1 protein-coding gene and 1 pseudogene are annotated in these 1,881 nt (G+C 44.8%); both read left to right on the top strand.

Annotated elements, in window-relative coordinates:
• Positions 1–1,444 (top strand): XrtA system polysaccharide chain length determinant (locus A3739_RS18280; RefSeq protein WP_156502679.1); only part of this gene is annotated, 1,444 nt, incomplete at its 5' end.
• A pseudogene (locus A3739_RS18275) lies at positions 1,441–1,881 on the top strand (hypothetical protein); the annotation flags it as partial. The gene A3739_RS18280 and the pseudogene A3739_RS18275, both read left to right, overlap by 4 nt.

Raw genomic sequence — 1,881 nt, 5'->3', positions numbered from 1 at the left:
TGTTTTAGTGGTGGGTATGTTTTGGCCGTCTAAGTACGAGACATCTGCTACGATTTACGCTGATAACCAAAACATTTTAGGGCCGTTGCTTGCTGAGCAAGCGAAACAGTCAAAAGTTGAAGATCGTACAAAGGTTGTGCGTGAGAAGCTTTATTCGCCAAGTTTGTTGGCCGTTGTTGCGAAAAACGTATACGGCGCTAAAACAGAAGAAACGCCTTCTTCAATGGCAAACTATATCACTGCACTTCGTGCAAGTATCAAAGTAAAGTCAATCGGCTCAGGCTATATGTCTATCGACTTTTCTGCGTCGAGTGCTGATGAGGCTTATCAGGGCTTGAATGCAATTATCGATACCTTTATTCGAACAAGCTCTGATGAGCAGCGAGCAGAAAGCCGTGAAGCATTCCTGTTTATCGACAATCAAGTGAAGCAATACAAAGAGCAGCTTGTATCTGCCGAGAACAAGCTAAAAGAATTTACAGCTCGTAATTTTGATGGGCGTGATACAGATGTCAGCTCGAGTATTCAGCGCTTGAGAAACCAAATCGAGGAGCTCAAGATCTCGATTGACGAAGACGAAATTACGCTAAAGGCTTTGCAACAACAGATTTCAAAAGAGTCTGAGTTCGCCGCAACCACCAAAAAAGTCGATGCCTACGCGGTGCGATTAGCCGAATTGGAATCAACATTGTCAAGCTTGTTGCTGACCTACACAGAAGACTATCCAGACGTTATTACACTGCGTTACCAAATTGCCGATTTGAAGCGAGTCATAGAACAGGAAGCCTTTGAACGAGCGATTGCGCAAGAGAATAAAGGCGAGCCTCGTGAGCTCGAAGAGGGCAGTGAGGTCTTGCTTAACCCTCTTTATCAAGAATTGCGCAGCCGTATCTCTCAAGTCGAAACATCTATTCAAGCCAAGCAAAAGCGTTTAACTGTTCTAGATGGTTTGCTAATCAATGAGTTCGATCGCCGTCAGCGTGTCGCTGAGCGTGGCGCAGTAGAAGCGGAGCTTGTACGTGACTACGATGTGACCAAGAAAATTTATGAGGATATGCTCGAGCGTAAAGAGAAGGCCCGTCTCTCAATGACCTTGAATATCGAGGGGCAGGGTGTGACGTATCGAATTCAAGAGCCACCCTTGCCGCCTTTGATGCCCTCTGGTTTACGTTTTATACATTTTGTATTAGTTGGTCCAGTGTTAGGAATATTGTTCGTGATCGGCTTAGCTGTCGCCTATGTACTGCTTGATCCGAGAATCCGCTTTGCATCATCTATTTATGCTATGGATGCACGCGTATTAGCTGTTATTCCTCATGTGAATACACCGCTTACACAGCGTTTGAGACGCAGTGATATGGTCGTTTGTGGAATCTTGGCGCTGGCTATTTTTGCAGCCTATACAGGCTTAGCTGTGGCGTTTCATATGGGAGTGTTACTGTGAGCGAGTTGACCAAAGCGGCTGTATCAGAATCGAATCCACGTATTGATCAAATGGAAGAAGTGGATAAGTTCACTCAACAAGAGTTAGATGAAAGAAAGCTGATTTACCCGGGTATGAATAGCCCTCAAGTGCTTAATATATTTCGGGAGCTAAGAACGCAGTTACTGCAGCATCAAAAAAAGAAAAACTTTGTATGCATGGTTAGTTCGGTGAGCCATGGTGGTGGCGGTAGTTATGTGACGCAGAACCTTGCCTCTGTGTTTGCGCTAGATAAGGCCAAAACAAGCTTGGTTCTAGATGCAAACCTCTACTCTCCATATGCTCAGAACTTAATCTTTGGTGAAGCAGAGATAGGCATTACTGATTATCTTAGTGACCCCGCTATTGGTATTAAAGACATCGTTTATGCGACTGGCGTACCGCGATTACGAGCAATT

Source organism: Oleiphilus sp. HI0067, from assembly GCF_001635735.1.
This window is presented reverse-complemented; position numbering and strand designations above follow the sequence as displayed.